14 protein-coding genes are annotated in these 19,196 nt (G+C 42.5%); 6 read left to right on the top strand and 8 right to left on the bottom strand.

Annotation, left to right across the window (positions count from 1 at the left end; translation table 11 throughout):
* Nucleotides 1-269: 269 nt before the first annotated feature.
* Nucleotides 270-1,853 (bottom strand): methionine--tRNA ligase, encoded by a 1,584-nt coding sequence (gene metG / locus CQ839_RS16235; RefSeq protein WP_103669339.1) that lies wholly within the window; start codon nucleotides 1,851-1,853, stop codon nucleotides 270-272.
* Between the two features lie 124 nt (nucleotides 1,854-1,977).
* Between metG and CQ839_RS16240 the strand changes: the two genes are divergently transcribed.
* Nucleotides 1,978-2,454 carry a nucleoside deaminase gene (locus CQ839_RS16240; RefSeq protein ID WP_103669340.1) on the top strand — a complete coding sequence of 159 codons (477 nt, stop codon included), beginning with the start codon at nucleotides 1,978-1,980 and terminating at the stop codon, nucleotides 2,452-2,454.
* Between the two features lie 272 nt (nucleotides 2,455-2,726).
* Nucleotides 2,727-3,767 carry a DUF6709 family protein gene (locus CQ839_RS16245; protein WP_103669341.1) on the top strand — a complete coding sequence of 347 codons (1,041 nt, stop codon included), beginning with the start codon at nucleotides 2,727-2,729 and terminating at the stop codon, nucleotides 3,765-3,767.
* A gap of 81 nt (nucleotides 3,768-3,848) precedes the next feature.
* Here the strand turns inward: CQ839_RS16245 and CQ839_RS16250 are convergent, their stop codons facing one another.
* Complete coding sequence (locus CQ839_RS16250) at nucleotides 3,849-4,310, bottom strand: hypothetical protein (RefSeq protein WP_103669342.1); 462 nt, start codon at nucleotides 4,308-4,310, stop codon at nucleotides 3,849-3,851.
* Nucleotides 4,311-4,402: 92 nt separating this feature from the next.
* On the opposite strand from CQ839_RS16250, the gene ilvD reads away from it, so the two are divergent.
* Nucleotides 4,403-6,088, top strand: coding sequence for a dihydroxy-acid dehydratase (gene ilvD, locus CQ839_RS16255; RefSeq protein ID WP_103669343.1), 1,686 nt, complete (start codon nucleotides 4,403-4,405; stop codon nucleotides 6,086-6,088).
* Between the two features lie 41 nt (nucleotides 6,089-6,129).
* On the opposite strand, the gene CQ839_RS16260 is transcribed toward ilvD, so the two are convergent.
* The 6 genes from CQ839_RS16260 to CQ839_RS16285 all read right to left on the bottom strand — a co-directional run bounded on the left by CQ839_RS16260 (nucleotide 6,130) and on the right by CQ839_RS16285 (nucleotide 11,253).
* Nucleotides 6,130-7,029 carry an alpha/beta fold hydrolase gene (locus CQ839_RS16260; RefSeq protein WP_103669344.1) on the bottom strand — a complete coding sequence of 300 codons (900 nt, stop codon included), beginning with the start codon at nucleotides 7,027-7,029 and terminating at the stop codon, nucleotides 6,130-6,132.
* A 69-nt stretch (nucleotides 7,030-7,098) separates the two neighbouring features.
* Complete coding sequence (dut, locus tag CQ839_RS16265) at nucleotides 7,099-7,536, bottom strand: dUTP diphosphatase (protein WP_103669345.1); 438 nt, start codon at nucleotides 7,534-7,536, stop codon at nucleotides 7,099-7,101.
* Nucleotides 7,537-7,603: 67 nt separating this feature from the next.
* On the bottom strand, nucleotides 7,604-9,319 hold the full coding sequence (locus tag CQ839_RS16270; protein ID WP_103669346.1) for a serine/threonine-protein kinase: 1,716 nt from the start codon (nucleotides 9,317-9,319) through the stop codon (nucleotides 7,604-7,606).
* Between the two features lie 2 nt (nucleotides 9,320-9,321).
* Nucleotides 9,322-9,843, bottom strand: a complete 522-nt coding sequence (locus CQ839_RS16275) for a DUF4330 domain-containing protein (protein ID WP_103669347.1) — start codon at nucleotides 9,841-9,843, stop codon at nucleotides 9,322-9,324.
* 140 nt (nucleotides 9,844-9,983) lie between these two features.
* On the bottom strand, nucleotides 9,984-10,625 hold the full coding sequence (locus CQ839_RS16280; protein WP_103669348.1) for a DUF2059 domain-containing protein: 642 nt from the start codon (nucleotides 10,623-10,625) through the stop codon (nucleotides 9,984-9,986).
* Between the two features lie 4 nt (nucleotides 10,626-10,629).
* Nucleotides 10,630-11,253: a cofactor assembly of complex C subunit B gene (locus CQ839_RS16285; RefSeq protein ID WP_103669393.1), complete on the bottom strand. Its 624-nt coding sequence runs from the start codon at nucleotides 11,251-11,253 to the stop codon at nucleotides 10,630-10,632.
* 780 nt (nucleotides 11,254-12,033) lie between these two features.
* Between CQ839_RS16285 and CQ839_RS16295 the strand changes: the two genes are divergently transcribed.
* From CQ839_RS16295 to CQ839_RS16305, 3 genes are read left to right on the top strand one after another with little or no spacing between them, the layout of a single operon-like run.
* Nucleotides 12,034-14,388: a response regulator gene (locus tag CQ839_RS16295; RefSeq protein WP_103669349.1), complete on the top strand. Its 2,355-nt coding sequence runs from the start codon at nucleotides 12,034-12,036 to the stop codon at nucleotides 14,386-14,388.
* Nucleotides 14,385-15,536: a response regulator gene (locus tag CQ839_RS16300; protein ID WP_103669350.1), complete on the top strand. Its 1,152-nt coding sequence runs from the start codon at nucleotides 14,385-14,387 to the stop codon at nucleotides 15,534-15,536. Before CQ839_RS16295 ends, CQ839_RS16300 begins: the two co-directional genes overlap by 4 nt.
* Nucleotides 15,537-15,556: 20 nt before the next feature.
* Nucleotides 15,557-19,189, top strand: coding sequence for a CBS domain-containing protein (locus tag CQ839_RS16305; protein ID WP_103669351.1), 3,633 nt, complete (start codon nucleotides 15,557-15,559; stop codon nucleotides 19,187-19,189).
* The last annotated feature ends 7 nt before the right edge of the window (nucleotides 19,190-19,196 follow it).

The raw sequence follows: 19,196 nt of genomic DNA on the forward strand, positions 1-19,196 counted from the left end.
TTTCAATAAATAAACTTGCTTTATCCCAAGACTTTTTGAGAATTATTAGAGAATTTGATATTAATCAATTCAAAGTAAATTTAAAGATAAATCTAAAATAAACTTAGAACTATAAACGAATTTTTTATAATAAGAATACAAAAACAATAAGTTTATTTTTATAACCTACCTTTTACTATACACCATAAGTAAATATACTTAGAGGCATAGATTCTGATAGATGTAAGAGTTAATAAATTACACCACTTAAATCTTAAATGTATTGCAACTTAAACAATTTCAATACGTTGAAAGATCGGTACTGGTGTAGATAGGGGTGCACCTGTTTTGAGTATTCCCCAATTTGTGTGACTCCAATCAGGTGGAGATGTTTCATCAAAATTTAACCCTAATTGTTGATATGCGGCAATACCTAGTTTTGGCGTAATTGGGGAAAGTAAATAAGCTGCAATCCTTACTGATTCGAGCAAAGTATATAAAGTTTCGTTAACTTCTTTCTGTTTACCTGCTTTAAATTGCTTCCAAGGTGTAGTTTCATCAATTAACTTGTTGCAGTTCCAAATTAGTTCAAGAATTTTCTCGCAAGCTGCTCGAAAGTTGAGATTTTGGTAATCAAGAGCCACGCGATCACCTAATTTTTTTGCTTGTTCGATCACTGGTTTAATTAAGTCTGAGAATTCAGTGCGATCGCTGGGATCATGTGCAGGAATAGTTTGTTGACAATATTTATTTGCCATTCCCAGACTACGGTTTAGTAAATTGCCGAGACTATTAGCGAGATCAGCATTCACGATCGCGATAAATCTATCTTCGTTAAAGTCTCCATCCTTTCCAAATTCAATTTCTTTTAAAAAGTAATAGCGTATGGGATCAGCACCAAACCGATCCACTAAATCGTAGGGATCAATTGTATTACCCAAAGTTTTTCCCATTTTCAAGCCATCTTTTGTCAGCAAACCATGACCAAATACGCGCTTTGGCAAATCTAATCCCGCAGACATGAGCATTGCTGGCCAGTAAATCGCATGAAATCTTAAGATGTCTTTACCAATGATATGTAGATTGAAGGGATACCACTTTTTGAGCGCATTTTCGAGGGTCGGCTCATCATCAGGATCTAGCAAAGCCGTGACATAGCCCAGCAAAGCATCGAACCAAACATAAATTGTATGGGTGGGATCTGTAGGAATCGGAAAGCCCCAATCGAGGTTGACACGGGAAATTGAAAAATCTTGCAAACCCTGCTTCATAAAGCCAAGAACTTCATTGCGGCGACTTTCGGGTTGGATAAAGTTGGGGTTAGCTGCTTGAAATTGATCAAGTGCGTCTTGATACTTGGAGAGACGAAAGAAATAATTTGGTTCATCACGCCATTCGCAAACGACATTGGTATGGATCGGACAATGATGACTTTCGGGGAGTTCGCGCTCTTCTTTAAATTCTTCGCAAGCAACGCAATACCATCCTTTTTGCTGATTTAAGTAAATATCACCTGCGTCATAAACTCGTTGAAAAAATTCATTTACGATCGCTTGATGTTTTGGGGCAGTAGTCCTAGTAAAGCGATCAAAGCGAATATTAAACTTTTCCCAGAGTGAATAAAATTCGGCGACAGTGCGATCGCAATGTTCTTGGGGCGATAAATTATTTTTTTCGGCTGTACGTTGAATTTTTTGTCCATGTTCATCTGTCCCTGTCACAAACATGACAGGATGTCCTTTGAGTCGATAGAACCGTGCAAAAGCATCGGCTGCGATCGTGGGGTAAGCGCTACCAATATGGGGGCGATCATTGACGTAAAAAAGTGGTGTGGTTAATGCGATCGGTTCTAGGACGTTTGGTTCGGGGGACATAGAAGACTCAATTCAGGACTAATACCATTTTGCAAAAAAATGGCTGCAAATGTAACATTAAACCCAAAAATTATCGGTGCATTTCGCGCTGCCGATAATTTTTGGGTTTGATAAGCTGTGAATAATGAAAAATATAGTAATGCATCAAATGTGGATGGATCGGGCGATCGCACTGGCAAAAGAAGCGGGGGAGTCTGGGGAAATTCCTGTGGGTGCAGTGATTGTGAATAGTAGGGGAGAGGCGATCGCGACTGGCGTAAATCGCAAAGAGCGAGATCAAGATCCTACTGCTCATGCCGAAATTGTGGCAATCCGTGAGGCAGCGAGGGTATTGCATGACTGGCATTTGAATGGATGCACATTATATGTGACTTTAGAGCCTTGTCCGATGTGTGCAGGGGCAATTTTGCAAGCGCGGGTTAGTATTTTAGTCTATGGCGCTGATGATCCGAAAGCAGGAGCCATTCGCACAGTGGCTAATTTGCCTGATAGTCCTGTGTCGTTTCACAAGCTGGAGGCGATCGCAGGAATCCGCGAACGTGAATGTCAGGAATTATTAATTTCTTGGTTTGAAAATCACCGCCGCTATTCCTCATCATAAAACTATGTTTTTGGAGAGTTGCCTCAAAAACATAGTTTTATGATGGCATCTGTTTCAAAATTTGCAACACAGATTTGTTTTTCTATCAGTTGTCTTACACTCGAAAATAATTAATTTCAGCTCCAACTTTAATACCAATAAATTTTAAAGCTGGCACCAAGATTAAGATCCATTACAAAAGCTTAATTATTATAGAGCTTTGCGCTGGAATGAAAGATCTTGAAGTTAGTTAACCCACAATTTGCTGTAACTAATTGTTAGAAAAAATAATCATGTTCAATACTATTATCGGCAAACAAGTACTTCTAAAAAGCCGCAATTTATTGATATCTAATGGGATATTAATGGCAGTTTTGTTAGGCGTAGCAGGTTGGCAATATCGTTACTTGTATAACTTTGCTCTTGGTCCATTTCTAGTTGATGCCCAAAAATTAGAGGATCTAAAATCCCTTGATGATGGGATGCAACAGTTCATAACAGTCAAGGGAAATGCGATCGATGATACTGGTGTTCAACAAATTACCAAAAGAGTGCGTCGTAGTACTGGTCAAACTGTTAGCGAATCTGTTTCTGCAAAGTATCAAACTCTGAAACTAAATAAACGCATTCTTTTGGTGAAGTCTGGAGTTAGTGCCAACAGCACTCAAGTTACTGGTGGTTTGTCAGATATTTCCAGCGAAGTTAAAAGCAGAATTGTAGATCCAATTGAATCTCAGAGTTCTACACTCAAGGGAACATTTCTGCCATTTATGCTGGATACTGGAGATTATCGTGCTGTTGGTTATTTTGCCTTGCTATTTGGAGTGCCGATCTCATTATTTAGCCTGTGGAAAATCATATCTGCAATACGCTGGCGATCGGATCTTGGCAATCATCCAATTAGCAAACGTCTAGCAAAGCTAGGTGATTGGCAAACCCTGAATCAAGAAATCGATGCAGAGGCTAATTCGGGAATTAATACGATTACGATTGGCAATAACCAACTCACTCACTCTTGGCTGCTGCAACTTCAGAACATTGATATGAAAGCTATTAAGCTTGATCAGTTAATTTGGGGTTACAAAAAGGTGACTTCCACCAAGTATGGCAAATTTTATAGTCTGGCATTACACGATCGCCAAGGTGAAGAGTATGCCTGTCCTTGCCCCAGTGAAGCTGATGTGGAGTTGCTATTAAAAGAAATTTTCAATCGCTTTCCTTATTTAATATTAGGCTACAGTGATGAGCTTAAAAAAATGTGGAAGCGAGAACGTCAAAAAGTGATTGAATCTGTTGATCAATCTCGTCAAGAGCAATCCTATAGCAATTTCTGAGCAACCATGAACCAATAAATTTTAAAAAGTGTTGACCCGTAACACTTTTTAAAAATTTATTGGTTTTAATATTTATCGGTTTTATTTACTGCATAAAGCATTAATTTGATCGACGACTTCACTTTCTTTCTTTGATGCAGTTTCTAAATCTTGCTCGGCTTTATTCATGGCATTGGTATCTTTAGCCTGTGTTGCTTTGACTTGTTCCTTTAAAGCTTGAGAAGTATCACCATAGACCCCCAACAATTGCGTTTGTAATTCTTTAAGCTTTGAGTCTTGAACTGCGATCGCTTGTATTTCTGTGCGGATTTGATCAATACTTGCAGCTAATGGCGCAAAGCCCGCAAGATCCTTGGGAATTGCCAGAGCCGCAGTTTTATTGGCGATAGTAACAACTTTGTTACATTGGGAAACTTTACTTTCTCCACAACCATAGAGGACAAGTGCGATAGTCAAGGCAGTAGCCCCAAGGGCAGCACGACGGTTTAGACGAGTTGGCAAACGATCAGACAAGTGCTTAGGAAATTGCGTTTGAAGTTGCATTTGGTAATTGCCGATAGTCCAAGATGATTATTCTAGTGTCTAAAAATTCTAAAATGTTTTAGTTGATTAAGCTAATAACAGAGATGTGAATTATGTCCGACAATCGCAGAAGTCGTGCAATTACCGAAGGCGTTCAGAGATCGCCTAACCGCGCTATGTTACGCGCTGTTGGTTTTCAAGACTCAGATTTTACTAAACCTATTGTCGGTGTGGCAAGCGCCCACAGCACAATTACCCCTTGCAATATGGGGATTGCACCTTTGGCGATCCGCGCTGAAGCAGGAATTCGTGCTGCTAATGGGATGCCCCAAGTTTTTGGCACGATCACGATCAGTGATGGGATCTCCATGGGAACTGAGGGGATGAAATATTCACTTGTGTCCCGCGATGTAATTGCGGACTCGATTGAAACCGCCTGTACTGGTCAGAGTATGGATGGCATTTTAGCGATCGGTGGCTGTGACAAGAATATGCCAGGGGCGATGATCGCAATGGCAAGAATGAACATTCCTGCTTTATTTGTCTATGGCGGGACAATCGAACCAGGACATCTTGATGGCGAAGACTTGACCGTAGTTAGTTCTTTTGAAGCCGTTGGCCAATATAGTGCAGGTCGAATTGATGAAGTCAGACTCAACTCAGTTGAGCGCAATGCTTGTCCTGGGGCTGGCTCCTGTGGTGGCATGTATACTGCTAACACCATGTCTTCAGCATTTGAAGCAATGGGCATGAGCTTGATGTATTCCTCTACCATGTCAGCCGTTGCACCCGAAAAAGCCGCTAATACTGAACTGGCTGGCACTGTTTTAGTCAACGCGATTCGCAATAATTTGTTGCCTCGCGACATCATCACACGCAAATCGATTGAGAATGCGATTTCTGTCGTTATGGCAGTAGGCGGCTCGACAAATGCAGTCTTGCACTTTTTAGCGATCGCCTATTCCGCAGGTGTGGAATGGAACCTTGATGACTTCGAGCGGATCCGCGAGAATGTTCCTGTTCTTTGCGATCTCAAGCCATCGGGACGTTACGTTGCGACCGATTTACATAAATCTGGTGGCATTCCTCAAGTGATGAAGATGTTGTTAGCTCATGGCTTATTACATGGTGACTGCATCACTATCACAGGGCAAACTGTCGAAGAACTTCTCAAAGATATTCCTGCCGAACCTCGTGCCGATCAAGATGTCATTCGTCCTTGGGAGCGTCCTATGTACAAGCAAGGACATCTCTCTATTCTCAGAGGTAACCTTGCCTTAGAAGGTGCAGTCGCGAAAATCTCTGGTGTCAAAAATCCAATCATCACTGGCCCAGCCCGTGTTTTTGAATCGGAAGAAGATTGTCTTGGGGCAATTCTCGCTAACAAGATTAATGCTGGGGATGTATTAGTAATTCGCTACGAGGGACCAAAGGGTGGACCTGGTATGCGTGAAATGCTCGCGCCAACCAGTGCGATTATTGGTGCTGGCTTGGGTGATTCAGTTGCTTTAATCACCGATGGACGGTTCTCTGGAGGAACCTATGGCATGGTGGTTGGTCACGTTGCGCCTGAGGCTTTTGTTGGTGGTGCGATCGCCTTAGTAAATGAAGGCGACTCAATCACGATTGATGCACATCAGCGATTGATTCAACTCAATGTCAGCGATGAGGAACTTACTGCCCGTCGTGCAAATTGGAATCCTCCTGCTCCTCGCTACACCAAAGGTGTTTTGGCAAAATATGCCAAGCTGGTTTCAACGAGTAGTAAAGGTGCTGTGACTGATTTAGACCTGTTCTAGACAAACCTCAAAGAGTATGAGGCGCGGCGCTTCGCACCGCCTCATACTCTTTGAGCTTCTATCGCTTTACCTATAGCTCTTTTCAGTCCAGCAGAGTGAACCCAGCCAACAAAACCAGCGTATTGACATTCCCCATCAGAGTTAGAGATGAATATATGATCAACGCCGAAAATATTTTTCCAAGTGTGGAGGCTAGTTCCATCGGCAAAAGAAAATGCAGTCTTGGCATGGCGCACATCTCGCGAATTTGCATCAGTGATGCCTGATACGGCACGAAAATGCGTTATTAACTCTGAAATTAGCGTTATTTCGGGTGCAGGTAGAGGTTCTCTAGGCTTTGCCCAAAATTCTTGAATCGTTTCAGCTACCGCAGGATCAAACCTCAGCGCGGGGTGACTTACATTGTTTAAGCAGACAAAATGAGCGTATTTTAACTTTGTAGACTCAGTTGTGACCGTACCATCACTATCGATATTACCCGCCACTACCAATGTGGGAACTACTGCTGTAATTTGCTCTGCTAGAGGTCGCCGATTTTTGCCAAGATGCTTAGCCATCCCAATACCCCACCCAAAAGGATCGATAATTCGGGCAAGATCTGCACCACCTATAGGCGATCCTAACAATACCAAAGACTCGATTTTTGACCACCATTCTCGATGGCGAGATAATACCTCAATCCAAATCACACCTCCCAGAGAAGTAGCCATGATCCGCGCTGATAAATCAGGGTACTGGGCAAAAGCTTGGGCAGCCGATCGCTCAACCTTTTGAATCAAAGGTGCAATCTCAAAGTGGGTTTGGATAAACCCCAGATTTGGCGCAACGATATGAGAATGCGGCGGTGCAACTTTATGAGCTAATGATTTCATCGCATGGTTGGTATCGCTCATTCCATGCTGAGAAAATATGATGAGCTTTGGTTGATTAACGCTTGGCATACATACTCCCTTCAAGAATTGGTGGTGCGGGGCAAAGCCCCGCACCACCAATTCTTGGTTTTGTAATCTCTAAGTTAACCCTGTACTCCCAAAACCGCCAAAACCGCGATCGCTAGTTCCGAGTTCTCCTTCAATATATTGAGCTTGAATCACTGGCTTTAGTACTAGCTGAGCAATTTTTTGACCTTTTGTGAAAGTATAAGCTTCTGTTCCAAGATTAATCACAATCACTTGAATCTCGCCACGATAACCAGCATCAACTGTTCCAGGCGAATTGAGAACGGTAATGCCATGTTTGAGAGCAAGTCCGCTTTTGGGACGCACTTGGATTTCGTAGCCGATGGGAATATCGACTGCTAATCCTGTGGGAATGGCAGCGCGATGCTGAGGCTGGAGCGTGACTTCAGCAACTGAATAAACATCAGCACCAGCATCGCCAAGATGGGCATAACTAGGAACTTGAGCATCTGGATGCAGCTTTTGGAACTTGATATCTACGGTTTGCATTAATTTGGTATTCCTAAATATATAAGAATAGGCGGTGCGAAGCGCCGCCTATTCTTATATATTTATTTTAAAATGTAAGTGGTTTGGTGGGCTCTGGTGCAGGCTCAGTGGGAATTGGAACTGGCGAGGGCGATCGCGGTGGTTCGGTAGGAATAGGAGTGGGCGTAGGATCAGGCGATCTAGTAGGATCAGGCTGTCCAGAAGTAGGGGTAGGAATAGGAGTGGGCGTAGTTGTGGGTGTATCCTTAGGCGTAGCTGTTGGACTTGGCGTAGGAGTTCGGGTTGGTGTCGGCTGAGCTTTTACTGGAGCTTCTAACTGGACATCGAGCTTATAAGTAGTTTCATTTGTACCAGTGGTTTTGATTTTGATATAGTACACACCATCTTTTTTCAGACGACCTTGCCAATATCCTGTAGCATTATCAATTGCTTTGCGGTCTAGACTAACTTGATCATCACTTTGGATGGTCATTTGCAAATCAGCACCATTTAGCGAAACAGTTAAAAGCTCATCTTTTTCGCCATTAAAACGTACATTAACGACTTGCCCTGCCGCAATCTTCTCGCTACTGAATCCACGATTTAAGCCCTCATTCACTGACTTAAGTTCAAGGCTGGTGTTGATATTCTGTACATTTGTCGCGCTTGGTGTTGCCGTGGGAGAAGAGATCGCAGTTTCGGTCGGATTGGTAGTAGCGCGATTACGACTAAAAAAGAAAGAGGTGATCGCCCAAGAGCCAAACCCAGCTACCAAAATAATTAAAATTCCCAAGAACCAGTTGACACCGCCACCACTGGTTGATCGATTAGGCGAATTTTGAGTACCATAATTTGCTGGATTGCGATTGCTAGCACCAGCTACTACTGTTCTTTGGGGAATATTTGCCGCCACATTGGATGGCACTTGTCGTCCTACCGCATAGGTTTTTGCGCCCGAAAAAGAAGCTTGGGCTACTTGCAGAGCCTGTGTCACCTCATCTGCCGAGCGATAGCGATTGGTGGGTTTATAGCTCAACATTTGGTTGATTACCCTTGCGAATGCAGGATTAACATTGGCAAACTGTTGCCAATTCCATGCCAGATTGATGCTATCAAATAGCTCTGATGGCTCGCGACCCGTCAGCAAAACAATCGAAGTTACCGCAAGGGCATAGAGATCGCTGTTGGCATAGGCATTGCCCGACTGTAATTGTTCGGGGGGCGCATAGCCTGCTTTACCTGCAACGGTTGAGGCGGGAATGCCCATCTGTGAATTTAGTTTTGCGGTGGTTTCCTGCACAACCCCAAAATCGATCAGTACAGGTAAGTTATCCTGCGATCGCAACATTAGGTTCTCAGGGGAAATATCGCGGTGAATAATATTGTGCCCATGCAAATAGCTCAGCACTGGTAAAAGCTGCTGCATCAGTGCAAAAATCTCATTCTCAGAGAATGTCTGTCCAACCTTGAGGCGATCGAGTAGTAAATTGCGGTAGTTTTTACCTTCGACATAGTCTTGGACTAAGAGCAATCTGCCCTCAGACTCAAAGGTTGCGCGAAATTCTGGCACTTGCGGATGACGGATTTGATATAGCACCGACGCTTCACGACGAAATAGCTCTTTCGCTTTTTCTGTCACCTCTTGAGAATCTTGAGGAGGGATAAATTCTTTCAATACGCAGGTTTCGTTAAAGCGCTCTAGATCTTGCGCTAGATAAGTGCGCCCCATGCCACCCTGTCCAATTGTTGATCGGACAGCATAGCGACCTTTAAGTACAAAGCCTTGAGGAAATGGGGGTTGCATAATTAATACCTCACCGCCATTGCACTACCCCGAATAATGTATTTCGGACCTTCAATGTCAATTGATGTACCAACTTTGACTTTTTCACTAGCAAATACAGCCCCGTCATTAGTAATTTGGGCAGTTGCTTCGAGGGTGATAGCAAGGTCTGATTGAGAAGTAGAGATAGCGCGAGGGTCGTCAAAATAGACCGCAGTGCCGTCAGATTTTGCCGCGACAATTTTTGGGGTTGAGATTTCTACTTTTTTGATGGTGACTTCACCGCGTGGTTGATTACGGATGATGATTTTTACTTTGTCGCCAATTTTGATAAGGTTTTGAGGATCGGTAGCACTTAAACCACGCACATTCATATCGACTTGGACGGTCTTATTTTCAGCAGATAGCATTTGAGCGATCGAACTGCCGCCGTTGCCAGGAACGATGAGTAAGCCAATCAGGACGATCAGGATGGTGGCGATCGCACCGATGTCGAGAATGCTAAATTTGCCAAATAAACGACCTTGTCGATCTAGAAGTGCCATGCGTCTTTTAAGAATGTAATTGAGGGTGTAACAGTTGAAATATGTGAAAGTGGAATGTGTGAAAGGCTTGCTGATGCGACAAAGCACTTACAGCATTACAGTATAGCAATCGCTAAGACGGTTACATTGCTTTGCACTGATTATTTACGGGGCAATGCATTTAATAGCTCTTCAGCAATGATTTCAGCCATAATGCTAGACATTTTGGGTAACAAAATTTCATTGGTACGCTTCATGGAGTCACCAACAACCTGAGGTAGTACAGCGATCGCCTTTTTGCCCGTTGCCGAATTATAAAAGCCAATGATGTCTCGCAATTCAGAGGTCGTAAAATACTTGTCATAGATTGGGTAGGACACCTCATCAATCAATTGGTTGACATCAATTTTTTTGATCACGCGATCGCGATATTTGCCAGCCATCCGTGACACGATGTCGCTCAATTTCTTTTGAACTTCTGGGCTATCGCTGTCGAGTGCAGGAACATTTTGGAGGATAGTCGATACTAATTTGGGTAATTCTGCGCGTACCATCGCATCCATGATTTGTTGGGCATTTTGGCTGGATTCGGTAATTTCTAACAGCTCTTTTATCAAAGCTCGTTTTTCTTGGGAAATTACAGGCGAACTTGGTTTGGTTGGCTTGGTTGGCTCGGCTGTATCACTACTCTCTTGAGGAGTTTGCGCGATCGCTTGATTAAATGCAGGTAAAACTAAGGAAGCAGTGAGCAATGAAGATAATGTAACAGTTGTAAAAATACGATTTAGCTTATTATTTCGCATAATTTTATGAGGATATTTTTTCGAGATTATAGGTGAGTTTGTCAGCGATCGCTGTTACCCAATTTTCATCTTGCTTAGTATAGCTACGCGGAATATTTGCGCCTAATACCATGACTCCTTTTTCGCCTAGAGGTTGCACAATTACGCCCTGAGTATTTTCGGGTAGATAGTCAAACTCCACCCGCCCAGGATAAAGCTCTAGTTTGACCAGATAAATTGGCTTTTGGGTTTTCATTACCCGCTCAGCGATCGTGCCGATATTTACCTGATTGCTCTTGCCTAAGATACCCCGCCGTAAAATTGTCTTGCGATCGTAATAAATCGCCACCACCTTAGTCACAGTATTCGTCAGCAAAATATGCGATGCCCAAGCCAGTTCGGTTTTGATTACATCGGGCAGCGCTTCATCAATTTCTAAACCTTCTTCGCCAATTAAATTGACTGCATCAGGTGGTTTCGGCTGCGCTTGTTGCCACAGTAGCCCCACCAAAATCAAAACCGCGCTCAACAAAACTCCCAAAGCATCAGCACGAGACTGACTAGAGGTGAGATTTGCAGTCACCATGCGATTAGCTAATAGGGCAAAGCCCCCTAATGTCCCCACTACAAGGGGCAAATATCGAATCATCATATCTAAATCCATTTAAACCCAATAAAATCAGAGGCGATGCAAAGCATCGCCTCTGATTTTATTGGGTTTAAAACATTTCTTGCCATGAAAAACTTGCATCAGGAAAAGTAAGCATAAAAGATCTATTCCCTTCCCATTCAAGAAATGGCGGTGCGGGGGCTTTGCCCCGCATCGCCATTTCTTGGGTTTAGATGCCTATTTCTTTAGTGGTAAGGGAGTATCATCTTGATTCTCAAAGCTGCATCTTCTGATATCCCCTTGCTGATGGCTGTGAATACCAGAAGATATTATGTTCATTCAAATCCAATAGCATTTCGGCTAGTTGAAGACTTCGATTTCATTCAACGTCAAGTTGAAGTTGAGTCATAAAGTTGAAAAAGATCTATTTCACATTATCCCATTAATTAACTAGGAGATACTCCCTTCCCAGTGAAGGATTAGACGTTGTGGCGCTTCGCGCCGCAACGGGGGGAAGGGAGTAGTATCTGCTTGTTAATTAATGAAATCTGTTGAGAGGAAGAAGAGATTATTTTAACTGACTACATTCTAATTCCCATTTGCCAACGTATTCAATATGCGGTTAACATTTCGATTATTGCGCTGATGTCTCTGTAGCAATATAAGGCTTGATTTGTCCTAACTAACTCAATCATTGCTATAGCAATGATTGGTGATCGCGATCACAGCAGGAGATAATGAATATATCGCGAAACCTGTTAAGCTAAAGCAACTTGCGAACACTATCCATCAATTTTTAGCGACTTAAGAAGATAGGCAATGAATCTAGCATCTGTTTTAATCATTGACGACGAAGCTGATAATTTTGATGTAATCGAAACCATCTTGAACAATCAAGATTACCAGTTGCACTATGCTGCTAGTGGCAAAGATGCGATCGCCTATCTCGACACATTTCAGCCCGATCTAATTTTGCTAGATGTCATGATGCCAGTTATGGACGGCATTGAGGTTTGTAAAAGCATTAAAGCTCTACCAAAGTGGCAAGCCGTGCCAATTATTATGGTTACGGCGCTTAACTCTAAAGAAGATTTGGCAAGATGCCTGAATGCAGGAGCCAACGACTTTATCAGTAAACCCTTAAACTCTCTGGAGTTTCGAGCGAGGGTAGCTTCCATGTTACGCATTAAAGAGCAGCATGATCGGTTGGAACGAGCGAATGCGCTGATTCATGCTCAGCTCGAAGCTAGTCTAGAGGGAATTATTGCTGTAGATGAACAGGGGCGGTTAGTCGCATATAACCAAAAAATGTGTGAAATATGCGATGTTAAAAATATTACGACTACTACTCAAACTCAGGAGTTACCGTTACTGCAAATAGCAAGCTTCCCTCCAGAAATCGCCCAGATCTTAGAAGAAACCTACGACGAGCCAGAGCAAGTTACCCACGGTGAGATAGTGCTCAATGAACTCACATATGAATATTTTAGTAGTTCTGTGACTTCGCCCAATGGTCAATTTTGGGGATTTGTCTGGAGGTTTCGTGACATTACTGATCGCAAAAATTACGAAATCAATCTTCAAGAGTCCAAAGAAGTAGCCGAGTCTGCCCTGCGAGTTAAGTCCGATTTCTTAGCGATGATGAGCCATGAAATTCGTACTCCTATCAATGGAGTCATAGGAATGACGGAGCTATTAGCAACTACTTCCCTAGATCAAGAACAAAATAAGTTTGTCCAATCCATTCAAACTAGCGGGGAAATACTTTTAACAGTAATTAATGACATCCTCGATTTCTCCAAACTTGAATCCCAAAAACTTTTATTTGAAAATCTACCGATTGATTTGCATGGGATGATTGCTGATACCTGTGCGCTACTGAGCCAGCAAGCTGAATCAAAAGGAATTGAGTTAAAGTACCAAGTTGATGCAAAATTACCAGCATATATTCTCGGTGATCCGATCAGGCTGCGTCAAATCCTGCTTAATTTAGCGAACAATGCTGTCAAGTTCACTCACACTGGAGCCGTACAACTGTCCGTATCACCATCTTTATCGCCACAAGTCGAATTGGAAGAAGAGCTAACACTACTTTTTGAGGTACAAGATTCAGGAATTGGTCTTTCGCCTGAACAGATCCAAAAGTTATTCCAACCCTTTACTCAAGCATCGATCGCTACGGCTCGTCAGTATGGTGGCACGGGATTAGGACTAGCGATTTGTCAAAAATTAGTACAGATGATGGGGGGGCATATATGGGCGGAAAGCTATCTAGGCAAGGGTTCTACTTTCTCTTTCACTTTGCCAGTCTCGGCTACAAATGAACGACCTCATGCCATGCCTCCCTATGAAAAGAGAAGTATGTTGCGTAAAGCCCAGCCTCCTAGTATTGAGCTTGCTACGCAATTACCACTAAATATTTTGGTTGCGGAGGATAATTTGATCAACCAAGAAATGGTTTTGGCGATGCTCAGTAAAATGGGTTATGCACCAACGATTGTCAATGATGGATTAGAAGCCATCGACGCGCTGAAAAACCATGCTTTTGATATTGTGTTCTTAGATGTCCAAATGCCTCGCCTAAATGGACTGGAAACCGCGACCTATATTGTCAAGGAATGGTCAAAACTATCGACAAGCCCATCTCGTCCGACATTGATCGCCATGACTGCTAGCGCTATGCAAGGCGATCGCGAAATGTGTTTAGATGCGGGGATGGATGACTATATTAGCAAGCCAGTATCTTTTGATACTTTACAAAGAATAATTGAGCGGTGGGGTAATAGTTCGACAGAAATTGAAATACAATCGTCTACAGATGAAATGTTGACGGACTTTGATAGTAATGCGCTTAGAGAGATTGAGAAAGTTTCTCTGACTTTACCTAAACGGATGGTTAATCTCTTCTTAAACGAAGAATGTCCTGTCTTATTAACCAAGCTGCATCAAGCAGTTTTGGATCAAGACGCTTCTCAGATAGAATATGTTGCTCATACTTTAAAGGGAAGTAGTAGGATGATTGGTGCTAAAGCCTTCGCTGAGATTCTTTTTAAATTAGAAGTTGCAGGGCGCAATCAGCAATTAGAAGGGTGCGATCGCCTAGTGCTAGAAATCGATCAAAGTTATCCTTTGGTTGTTGCTTATTTAGAGGATTATCTGGATAAAAATTCATGACAAATACATTTTCTATTTTAGTTGTTGATGATGAACCTGATAATTTTGATGTGATTGAGACTCTCTTGAGTGCACAGAAATACCAATTGCATTACGCGGCTAATGGCAAAAGTGCGATCGCTAGTCTTGAAACATTTCAACCCGATCTGATTTTGCTAGATGTGATGATGCCAGAGATGGATGGCATTGAGGTCTGTAAGCTGATTAAAGCTAATCCTCAATGGCAAATTGTGCCAATTATTATGGTGACAGCATTAAGCTCTAAGACTGATCTAGCTAATTGTCTAAATGCTGGAGCTGATGACTTTATCAGTAAGCCAATTAATAGTGTTGAGATGCGCGCGAGGGTTCATTCAATGCTGAGGATCAAGCAGCAGTATGACAATATTCAAACCCTCTCACATATCCAATCAAATACGATTAATATCCTCGAAAGCGCTCTCAATGAATTGCGGGGCACTTTAGCGTCGAGAATGTCCCATGAGCTAAATACACCCCTAAATGGCATTATGGGTGCGATATCTTTGCTGAAAGAAGATATCGAAAATATGGATATTACTGAAATCCGAGAAATGCTAGGTTGGGTTGACGAATCAGCGAAGCGCCTAGAAAATTTAACCAAAAAATTTCTGACTTACTTAGAGTTAGAATCATCCCCAAGTCGTCAACAATCCTTCAAAACAGCTCATACTAAATTCTCTAGTACCGAAGTTGAAGCGATGTTGAAATCTTATGTTCACAAGCTAAGGCGTGGTAATGATAATCTGATCTTTGACCTTGAGGACTCAGAGATAGCGCTATCAGATCGATATCTTGCGACGATTCTTTATGAATTAGTTGATAATGCTGTAAAATTCTCCGCTTCAGGCACAATTATCAAAATTAATAGCCGAGTAGTGGACAAGATGTTTAATTTGTCGGTGCATGATCTAGGTCGAGGTTTGACCAAAGAGCAAGTTGAGCGTATTGGCGCTTTTGTCCAGTTTGAGCGTAAGACCTATGAACAACAAGGTATAGGTTTGGGATTAAGAATTGTCAAAAAGATTGTTGAATTAGCTGGAGGGCTTTTTTCGATTAGTAGCATTTATCAACAACAGACAACCGTAAATATTTCTTTGCCGATTCGCTCACAGTTGGAACTTGATTGAGAATAGAGCCTCACAAATTTATGTTTAATTATCCTACTCAAATAGAACTGGTGTCAGCGATTATTTATGATCCCATCATTGTTGCGCCCGACACCAAGGTATTGGAGGCGATCGCTTTGATGAGTGGGGTGCGATCGCAATGTGATACAGCTAAAACTGTAGATAATCAATCGGCTCAATTGAATATAGAAGTGCGATCAAGTTGTGTATTGGTTGTAGATAATGAGCTGTTAGTAGGCATCGTCACTGAGCGAGACGTAGTGCGTCTAAGCGCCGAGCAACTACCCCTAGATGTTCCAGTAACAGAAGTCATGGCTCATCCTGTAATCACTCTGCGAGAGTCTGCTTTTACTGATTTGTTTTTTGCGATTAATCTCATTCAGCAGCACCATATCCGTCATTTGCCAATTGTGGATGATAGCGATCACATAGTGGGAATTGTCACCTACGAAAGCTTACGCCAAACTTCCCGACCAATCGATCTACTGCGACTAAGGCTCGTAAATGAGGTAATGACTCGTGAAGTGATCTGTGCGGCTCCCGAAGACTCTATGTTAGCGATCGCTAAACTGATGGCTAGCTATCGCATTAGCTCTGTGATCATTGTGGAAACTAGGCTAAAACAGGATCGTTGTTTACAAGTACCTGTGGGGATTTTGACTGAGCGCGATATTGTCCAGTTTCAAGCCTTAGGCTTAAACCTAGAAAGTTGGACGGCGGCAGTAATGATGAGCAGTCCGCTCTTTGCGGTCAAGCCAGAGGATTCGCTGTGGATGGTACATCAAATCATGGAGCAGCGATTCATCAGCCGCATCGCTGTAGTAGGCGAAGAGGGAGGACTTTTGGGGATTATCACCCAGACGAGCTTACTGCAAGCACTTAATCCAATCGAACTTTACAATTTAGCAGAGGTTTTAGAGCAAAAAGTGATGCGTCTAGAGGCAGAAAAAATATCTTTGTTGGAAAATCGCAATGAGTTATTAGAAAACCAACAAATCACTACCTATCAACAGCTACAGGAAGAATTAATTGAGCGCAAAAAAGTAGAATTAGAACTCATCGAACTCAATCAATCCTTAGAACTTAAGGTCGAAGAAAGAACTAAAGCTCTTCACAGTAGTGAATCCCATGTACGCGCAATGATCGAGGCTATTCCTGATTTATTGCTGCGTGTGTCGCGTGATGGTAGATGTTTGGAATATATCAATTCTAAAGATCCCGAACAAAATTTCTTGCCAATTCAGCAGCATCTCTCGGAAGTATTGCCACCAGATCTATTACAGCAGCAGCTAAAGATGCTCGCACAAGCGATCGCTACGGGAAAATTGCAGGTTTATGAGCATCAGTTATATCGAGGCGATCGCCTAGTTTTTGAAGAAGTACGGATTGTGCCGATTAGCGATGACGAGGCATTGATCATTGTCCGCGATCAAACTGAACGTAAACAGGCCGAATTAGCTCTACTGAAAAGCGAGAATCGGTTTCGGCGCATATTTGAATCAGACATCGTGGGGATGATGTTTACTGACTTGAACGGACAGATTCGCGATGCTAATGATCGCTTCTTGGAAATGCTTGGCTATACGAGAGAAGAGCTGAACGCCAAGCAAATTAGCTGGGAAAACATAACCCCTCCCGAATATCTACCAATTGATCGCCATGCTATCCAGCATCTGGAGCCTAGTAGCGTGATTGCGCCTTGGGAAAAAGTCTACTATCACAAGGATGGCCATTCTATTCATGTTCTCGTTGGATTGGCGCTGCTCTCCGAGGACGAATGTGTCTTTGTAGTGGTGGATATTAGCGATCGCAAGCAAGCCGAGGAATTGATTCGCCAACAAGTTGATCAGGAGAAATTATTGGCAGCAATTACTCAACGAATTCGCTCAACCTTGAATCTACCTGAGATCCTAAATGCAACTGTACAGCAAGTTCATCAGGTTTTAAAATCTGATCGGGTGCTAGTTTATCGAATTTCCCCTGACGGAACAGGTACTGCTATAGCTGAATCTGTTTTATCTCAATGGAAACCAATTCTAGATATAGCTTTTTCTGAAGAGATTTTCCCTCAAGTTAATTATGATCGCTATGTTAAAGGAAGAATATACGCCCTCAGCGATCGCGAAGCCCAGTCGAGTGAGGTGTTACCCTGTCTGGTAGAGTTTCTTGCCGAGATACAGGTCAGAGCCGAGCTTGTTGTTCCTATCGTTCAAAATGATACCCTATGGGGTTTACTAATCGTACATCAATGCGATCGCCCGCGCCATTGGCAAGTATGGGAAATCAATTTACTCCAACAAATTGCCAATCAGTTAGCGATCGCCATTCAACAAGCTGATTTATTTGAAAAGTTGCAGCAAGAACTTTGCGATCGCCAGAAAACTCAGCAGAACCTTACCGAAATCAATCAACAGCTAGCAATATCCAATGAAGAACTTGCGCGTGCTACCCGACTAAAAGATGAGTTTTTGGCTAATATGAGCCATGAACTCCGCACCCCTCTTAATGCGATTCTGGGGATGACTGAGGGAATGCAAGAGCAGATTTTTGGTAAAGTTACTAGTTCTCAAATCAAGGCTCTGCAAACTATTGAACGTAGTGGATCGCATCTATTGGAACTCATTAATGACATTCTCGATGTCGCTAAAATTGAATCTGGACAAATTGATCTAGAATACTCTAATATATCTGTCGAATTTCTCTGCCAATCCTGTCTTCCTTTTATCAAGCAGCAAGCCCATAAAAAAAGTATCCATTTAGAAACAAAAATTTTACCCAATCTTTCTGAATTAAATATCGATGAACGACGTATTCGCCAAGTCTTGATTAACTTGCTTAATAATGCTGTCAAATTTACTCCAGATGGTGGACGCATCACCCTAGAGGTTAGCACTCATCCACACTCTTTAGGAAATAAAGAGTCTCCTAATCAACCTCCTGCGATCGTTAACCCCAAGCGCGAATTGGAAGAATTGAGCTATCTTTACTTTTCGGTGATCGATACAGGTATCGGTATTTCTCCAGAGAATATTAGCAAGCTATTTCAGCCTTTCATTCAAATTGATAGCGCTCTCAATCGTCAATATCAGGGCACTGGATTGGGGTTAGCGTTAGTAAAACGTATAGTGGAAATGCATGGGGGCACAGTCATGTTAACTAGTGAAATAGGTGTGGGTAGCTGCTTTACAATTGCACTTCCTTATAAAGCCTCTGTTAAGCCCTTGCCACCCGTCTTCAATCAGACCGAAATCACCCCTGAATCCAACCAGAACGAACAAAGCTATTCCTATCAAATTTTGCTGGTAGATGACAACGAACCCAACATCATGACAATTTCTAGCTACTTAACTGCTAAAGGCTATAACATGGTAGTAGCCAAAAATGGACAAGAAGCGATCGCCTTGGCTCAGGCATCAAAACCTGATTTAATTTTGATGGATATGCAAATGCCCGAGATGGATGGCTTAGAAGTTACAAAACAGCTTCGCCAAATTCCTAAACTCGAACATGTGCCAATTATTGCCATCATGGCGTTAGTCATGGAAAATGATGTAGAGCGTTGTCTTGCCGCTGGAGCTAATGATTATTTGAGTAAACCTGTTAAGCTGAGGCAATTAACAAAACTTATTCAACAATTTTTAGTTCTCAATTAGCCCAAAA

Origin of the sequence: Pseudanabaena sp. BC1403 (assembly GCF_002914585.1) — a bacterium.
In the GTDB taxonomy this organism is placed as follows: Bacteria; Cyanobacteriota; Cyanobacteriia; order Pseudanabaenales; family Pseudanabaenaceae; genus Pseudanabaena.